The organism is Mycobacterium attenuatum (genome assembly GCF_900566085.1).
Lineage (GTDB): Bacteria > Actinomycetota > Actinomycetes > Mycobacteriales > Mycobacteriaceae > Mycobacterium > Mycobacterium attenuatum.
On the sequence record NZ_UPHT01000044.1, the window covers coordinates 85,125 to 91,262 of the forward strand.

Annotated in this window: 3 protein-coding genes and 1 tRNA gene; 3 read left to right on the forward strand and 1 reads right to left on the reverse strand. The window is 63.8% G+C overall.

Annotation, left to right across the window (positions count from 1 at the left end; all coding sequences use genetic code 11):
- The first annotated feature begins 7 nt into the window (after positions 1-7).
- Both EET13_RS07070 and EET13_RS07075 read left to right on the forward strand, forming a co-directional pair.
- Positions 8-1,030 carry a YlbL family protein gene (locus tag EET13_RS07070; protein WP_122441600.1) on the forward strand — a complete coding sequence of 341 codons (1,023 nt, stop codon included), beginning with the start codon at positions 8-10 and terminating at the stop codon, positions 1,028-1,030.
- Positions 1,031-1,107: 77 nt separating this feature from the next.
- The gene (locus EET13_RS07075; protein ID WP_122441601.1) at positions 1,108-4,092 is read left to right on the forward strand and encodes a UPF0182 family protein; all 2,985 of its coding nucleotides are present in this window, start codon (positions 1,108-1,110) and stop codon (positions 4,090-4,092) included.
- Positions 4,093-4,112: 20 nt separating this feature from the next.
- Here EET13_RS07075 and EET13_RS07080 read toward each other — a convergent pair whose 3' ends face one another.
- Positions 4,113-5,318 carry an RtcB family protein gene (locus EET13_RS07080; protein ID WP_122441602.1) on the reverse strand — a complete coding sequence of 402 codons (1,206 nt, stop codon included), beginning with the start codon at positions 5,316-5,318 and terminating at the stop codon, positions 4,113-4,115.
- 522 nt (positions 5,319-5,840) lie between these two features.
- Here EET13_RS07080 and EET13_RS07085 point away from each other — a divergent pair.
- Positions 5,841-5,917 (forward strand) — tRNA-Met (locus tag EET13_RS07085).
- The last annotated feature ends 221 nt before the right edge of the window (positions 5,918-6,138 follow it).

The window sequence follows — 6,138 nt, forward strand, 5'->3', positions numbered from 1 at the left end:
ATGCGGCGTGAACAGGCGGATTTTGACGTTGATGGTCGCGCTGGTGCCGATCGTGTTGTTCGGTGTGTTGCTCGCGGTCGTGACGGTGCCGTTCGTGTCGCTGGGGCCCGGCCCCACGTTCGACACCCTCGGTGAAGTCGACGGCAAGCAGGTGGTCGACATCGAAGGCACTCAGACGCACCCCACGTCAGGCCATCTCAACATGACGACCGTGTCCCAGCGTGACGGTCTGAGTCTGGGCGAAGCCATCACACTGTGGCTCTCGGGGCAAGAACAGCTGGTACCCAGGGATCTTGTTTACCCGCCGGGCAAGTCGCGCGAGGAGGTCGACAAGGCCAACAACGCCGATTTCAAGAACTCCGAAGACAGCGCCGAGTACGCGGCCCTGGGCTATCTGAAGTATCCGGAGGCGGTAACTGTCGCGTCGGTCAACGATCCTGGCCCGTCGGCGGGCAAGCTGAAAGCCGGTGATGCGATCGACGCGGTCAACGGCACGCCCGTGGCCAATGTCGAGCAGTTCACCGGATTGCTGAAAAACACCAAGCCGGGACAATCGGTGACCATCGACTTCCGTCGCAAGAATGAGCCGGTCGGTGTTGCGCAGATCACGCTCGGCACCAACAAAGACCGCGACTACGGCTTCATGGGGGTGGCGGTGCTGGATGCGCCGTGGGCGCCGTTCGTAGTGGATTTCAACCTCGCCAACGTGGGCGGGCCCTCGGCCGGATTGATGTTCAGCCTTGCCGTGGTCGACAAGCTCACCACGGGTGATCTGGTCGGGTCGACCTTCGTCGCGGGCACCGGCACCATCTCTATTGACGGCAAGGTTGGCGCTATCGGGGGCATCACGCACAAGATGGCCGCCGCCCGCGCCGCGGGCGCCACGGTGTTTTTGGTGCCGGCGAAAAACTGCTACGAGGCGGCCTCCGACACCCCGCGCGGCCTGCGGCTGGTCAAGGTCGAGACACTCGGCCAGGCGGTGGACGCCTTGCATGCCATGACCTCCGGGGCGCCGACGCCAAGTTGCTAACGCTCCGGGATGCGTACAGTTGTGACCGACTAGACAATTCTCTAGCAGCAGCCAAAACCGAGCAGGGAGCGTAGCTAGTGGGGATGCGGCCCACCGCACGGATGCCGAAGCTGACCCGGCGTAGCCGGATTCTGATCTTGATCGCGCTGGGTGTCATCGCGGTGCTGCTTGCCGGACCGCGCCTGATCGACGCGTACGTCGATTGGCTGTGGTTCGGCGAGCTGGGCTACCGCTCGGTGTTCACCACGGTGCTGGTCACCCGGATCGTGGTGTTCCTGGTGGGGGGACTGCTGGTCGGCGGCATCGTCTTTGCCGGGCTGGCGTTGGCCTATCGCACCCGGCCGGTCTTTGTGCCGAACAACGACAACGACCCGGTGGCGCGTTATCGCGCCGTCGTGCTGACCCGGCTACGGCTGGTGGGCATCGGTGTGCCGGCGGCCATCGGACTGCTGGCCGGCATCGTGGCGCAGGGATACTGGGTTCGGATCCAGCTGTTCTTGCACGGCGGCGACTTCGGAGTCAGGGACCCGCAATTCGGTAAGGACCTCGGCTTCTACGCCTTCGAGTTGCCGTTCTACCGGCTGATGCTCAGCTATCTGTTCGTAGCCGTGTTCCTGGCGTTCGTGGCAAACCTGGTGGCGCACTATATCTTTGGCGGCATCCGGCTTTCGGGTCGCACGGGCGCGCTGAGCCGCTCGGCGCGTGTGCAATTGGTCAGCCTGGTCGGGATGCTGGTGCTGCTCAAAGCCGTCGCCTACTGGTTCGACCGCTATGAGCTGCTGTCGCACAGCCGTGGCGGTAAGCCGTTCACCGGCGCCGGGTACACCGATATCAACGCGGTCCTGCCGGCCAAGCTGATCCTGATGGCGATCGCATTGATCTGTGCGGCCGCAGTGTTCTCCGCAATCACCCTGCGGGACTTGCGGATTCCGGCTATCGGTCTGGCCCTGCTGCTGCTGTCGTCAGTGATCGTAGGTGCCGCCTGGCCGATGATCGTCGAGCAGATCAGCGTCAAACCCAATGCCGCGCAGAAGGAAAGCGAATACATCAGCCGCAGTATCACCGCGACTCGGCAAGCCTACGGCCTGACGTCGGACGTGGTGACGTATCGCAACTACACCGGCGAGGGGCAGGCGACCGCGCAGCAGGTCGCCGCCGACCGCGCCACGACCTCCAACATCAGGTTGCTCGACCCCACGATCGTCAGCCCGGCGTTCACCCAGTTCCAGCAGGGTAAGAACTTCTACTACTTCCCCGACCAGTTATCGATCGACCGCTACGTCGACCGTAACGGCAATCTGCGTGACTACGTCGTCGCGGCGCGTGAACTCAACCCCGACCGGCTGATCGACAACCAGCGCGACTGGATCAACCGGCACACCGTGTACACCCACGGCAACGGATTCATCGCCTCGCCAGCCAACACCGTGCGCGGGATCGCCAACGATCCGAACCAGAACGGCGGTTACCCCGAATTCCTGGTCAACGTCGTCGGCGCCAACGGCACCGTGGTGTCCGACGGGCCGGCGCAGCTGGACCAGCCGCGGGTCTACTTCGGACCGGTCATCGCCAACGCGTCCGCGGACTACGCGATTGTCGGAAAGACCGGCGCAGACCGGGAATACGACTACGAAACCAGCACGGAGACCAAGAACTACACCTACACCGGCAGCGGCGGTGTCCCGATCGGCGGCTGGATTTCCCGCACCGTGTTCGCCGCGAAGTTCGCCGAGCGAAACTTCTTGTTCTCCAACGTGATTGGCTCCAACAGCAAAATCTTGTTCAACCGGGATCCGGCGCAGCGGGTGGAGGCGGTGGCGCCGTGGCTGACCACGGACAGCGCGGTGTACCCGGCGATAGTCAACAAGCGACTGGTGTGGATCATCGACGGCTACACGACCTTGGACAACTACCCGTACTCCGAGCTCACCTCGCTGTCGTCGGCGACGGCCGATTCCACCGAGGTGGCCTTCAACCGGTTGGCGCCCGACAAGAAGGTCTCCTACATCCGCAATTCGGTGAAGGCTACCGTCGACGCCTACGACGGCACGGTCACGCTGTACCAGCAGGACGAACAGGACCCGGTGTTGCGGGCCTGGATGCAGGTGTTCCCAGGGACCGTCAAGCCCAAGAGCGACATCACTCCCGAGCTTGCCGAGCATCTGCGCTATCCCGAAGACCTGTTCAAGGTGCAGCGGATGCTACTGGCCAAGTACCACGTCAACGACCCGGTGACATTCTTTTCCACCTCCGACTTCTGGGACGTGCCGCTGGACCCGAACCCGACCGCCAGCAGCTACCAGCCGCCGTATTACATCGTCGCGAAAAACATTGCCAAAGACGACAATTCGGCTGCCTACCAGCTGATCAGCGCGATGAACCGGTTCAAACGCGACTATCTGGCCGCGTACATCAGCGCCAGCTCAGATCCCGCGACGTACGGCAAGATCACGGTGCTGACCATCCCCGGACAGGTCAACGGTCCCAAGCTGGCCAACAACGCGATCACCACCGACCCCGCGGTGTCGCAGGATCTCGGCGTGATCGGACGCGACAACCAGAACCGGATCCGGTGGGGCAACCTGCTCACCTTGCCGGTGGCCCAGGGTGGGCTGCTGTACGTCGAACCCGTCTATGCCTCGCCCGGTGCCAGCGACGCCGCCTCGTCGTACCCGCGGCTGATCCGGGTGGCGATGATGTACAACGACAAGGTCGGATACGGCCCCACCGTGCGTGATGCGCTCAACGGGCTGTTCGGGCCCGGTGCCGGTGATGCCGCCACCGGAATACAGCCGACCGAGGCCGGTGTGCCGGCGAATTCGCCCGCCAATCCGCCACCGCCGGCCACTGGTCCGGGTGGAACCCCGCCGCCGACCGCGGTGGTACCGGCGCCCCCGGATGGAGCTGCGACCTTGTCGCCGGCCAAAGCCGCTGCGCTGCAGGAGATTCAGGCCGCGATCGGTGCCGCCCGGGACGCGCAGAAGAAAGGCGATTTCGCCGCCTACGGGTCAGCGCTGCAGCGGCTGGACGAGGCCATCACCAAGTTCAACAACGCCAAGTAGGGCTCCAGCGATCCCAGTGATCACTGCCCCTTGACGTTCATGATCTGCCGCAGCGAGGTCACGACGTCGACGAGCGGTTCGGCATCGGCCATGACGCGGTCGATGTCCTTGTAGGCCTGTGGGATCTCGTCGATCCACTCTTTGCCATGGCGGTATTCGATGCCCACCATCGCCGCCGCCAGATCCTGCTCGGTGAACAGTTGCTTCGCCTTGGTCCTGCTGAACCGGCGACCGGCCCCGTGCGGGGCCGACCATAGGCCGTCGTGGTTTCCCTTGCCGCGCATGACATACGAGCGGCTACCCATGGATCCCGGGATGACTCCCAGCTTGCCCTCGGTGGCGTCGATCGCACCCTTGCGAGTCAGCCACACGGTTTCTCCATCGATCCGAGTGGGGGCCGTGTAGTTGTGGTGACAGTTGATGCGTTCGGTCTCCACGTGTTGCGGTTGCACACCCAGCCACGACGCGAAGACGTGGATGAAGCGATCCATCATCTCCGCGCGGTTGAGGTAGGCAAAGTGCTGCGCCCACTTCAAATCCCTGATGTAGCAGTCGAACTCGGGTGTGCACTCGTTGAGGAACGCCAGGTCGCGGTTTGGCAGCTTGGTCAACGGATCGCCCGAGCACTGCTGCAGGGCGATGTTGATGTGCCGCTGGGCGATCTTGTTGCCCACGCCGCGGGAGCCGCTGTGCAGGAACAGCCAGACGGTGTTCGCGAGGTCGACGCAGAGTTCGATGAAATGGTTTCCGCCGCCGAGAGATCCCAACTGCTGCATCCATTTCGGGCTGCGGGAGAGGTCCACATCGAGTTCTGCCTGCAGTTCGAGGAGCTCGTTGTGCTTCTTGGCGGTGAACGGGAACCGTTGCAAGCTCTTGTTGTAGTTCCCCGGCGACAGCGGTATCGCGTCCTCGACCAGGCGCCGCAGCGTGGGCAACTCTTGGGCGTACTCGCCGTCGAATCGGGCTGCCAGGTCGGCCTCGGTGAACCGCGTCTTGGCCGCGACCATGCCGCAGCCGATGTCCACTCCGACGGCCGCGGGGATCACGGCGCCCTTGGTGGGTATGACGGTGCCGACGGCCGAGCCCTTACCAAGGTGCGCGTCGGGCATGAGCGCGACGTGCGGATGGACGAAGGGCATGGATGCGGTGAGTTTTGCCTGCTCGACGGTGTTGCCGTCGATTTCGCTAGCAAAGTTGAGTAGCTTCGGCCCGAGGCGTTGGGGCATGGTAACTCCTTCGGACGCGATTATAGTCGGCGGGCTTGAGTGCGGGTGCGGTAGCGAGCGTGGATCATGTTGCAGCTGTGGGGTGTTCGCCGCAAGGGCGTTGAGTTGCAGTGCGGTCGCCGACCGTGGTGACTTAGCTTGCACCAGCCACGGCCTGGGATGCTATCTGCCCGAAATGGCCGGGCGCAAAGTATTTTCGGGTGGCTGGTTGGAGACCGGTATGGGTGGCCACGGCTTGGTGGAGGCGCGTTAGGCGCAGCTGGACGTCGTCGTGGGGCGGCTCTCCGACGGCGCGGTGAATGTGACTGGTCGGTTCCTCCGACTAGGGGAGTGGGGCGACGTGCTGGGACGGTGTCATGGCTACGGAGGGGAATTCTGAGTTGCTGCAAGAGCAGCGTCGAGTTGAAGCGGCCTGCGCCGCCCAGGGCCACATGCACGGGCTCGCCTGTTTCGGCTACGCCGGGTCTGCTGGCCTGCGATTTGGTCCAGGGTCGTAATGTTCGGTAACCTGGCATTCACCAACGCGGGGTGGAGCAGCTCGGTAGCTCGCTGGGCTCATAACCCAGAGGTCGCAGGTTCGAATCCTGTCCCCGCTACCAGCGGAAATGGCCCCCAGGCGCAAGCCTGGGGGCCATTTTCATGCCATTTGGACACGCGCTTGGACACATTAGGCATGCTAAGCATCAACGATTGTGTCGCTTGCCAGGGTGATGGGACCACCTGATTGCCAGGGGGATGGGACCACCGTGGCGCGTTATTGAGGATGGTCGTTGGGATGGTCGGGGTCAAGTTGGCCGGGTCGGGTGCGTTGGCGGTAGGA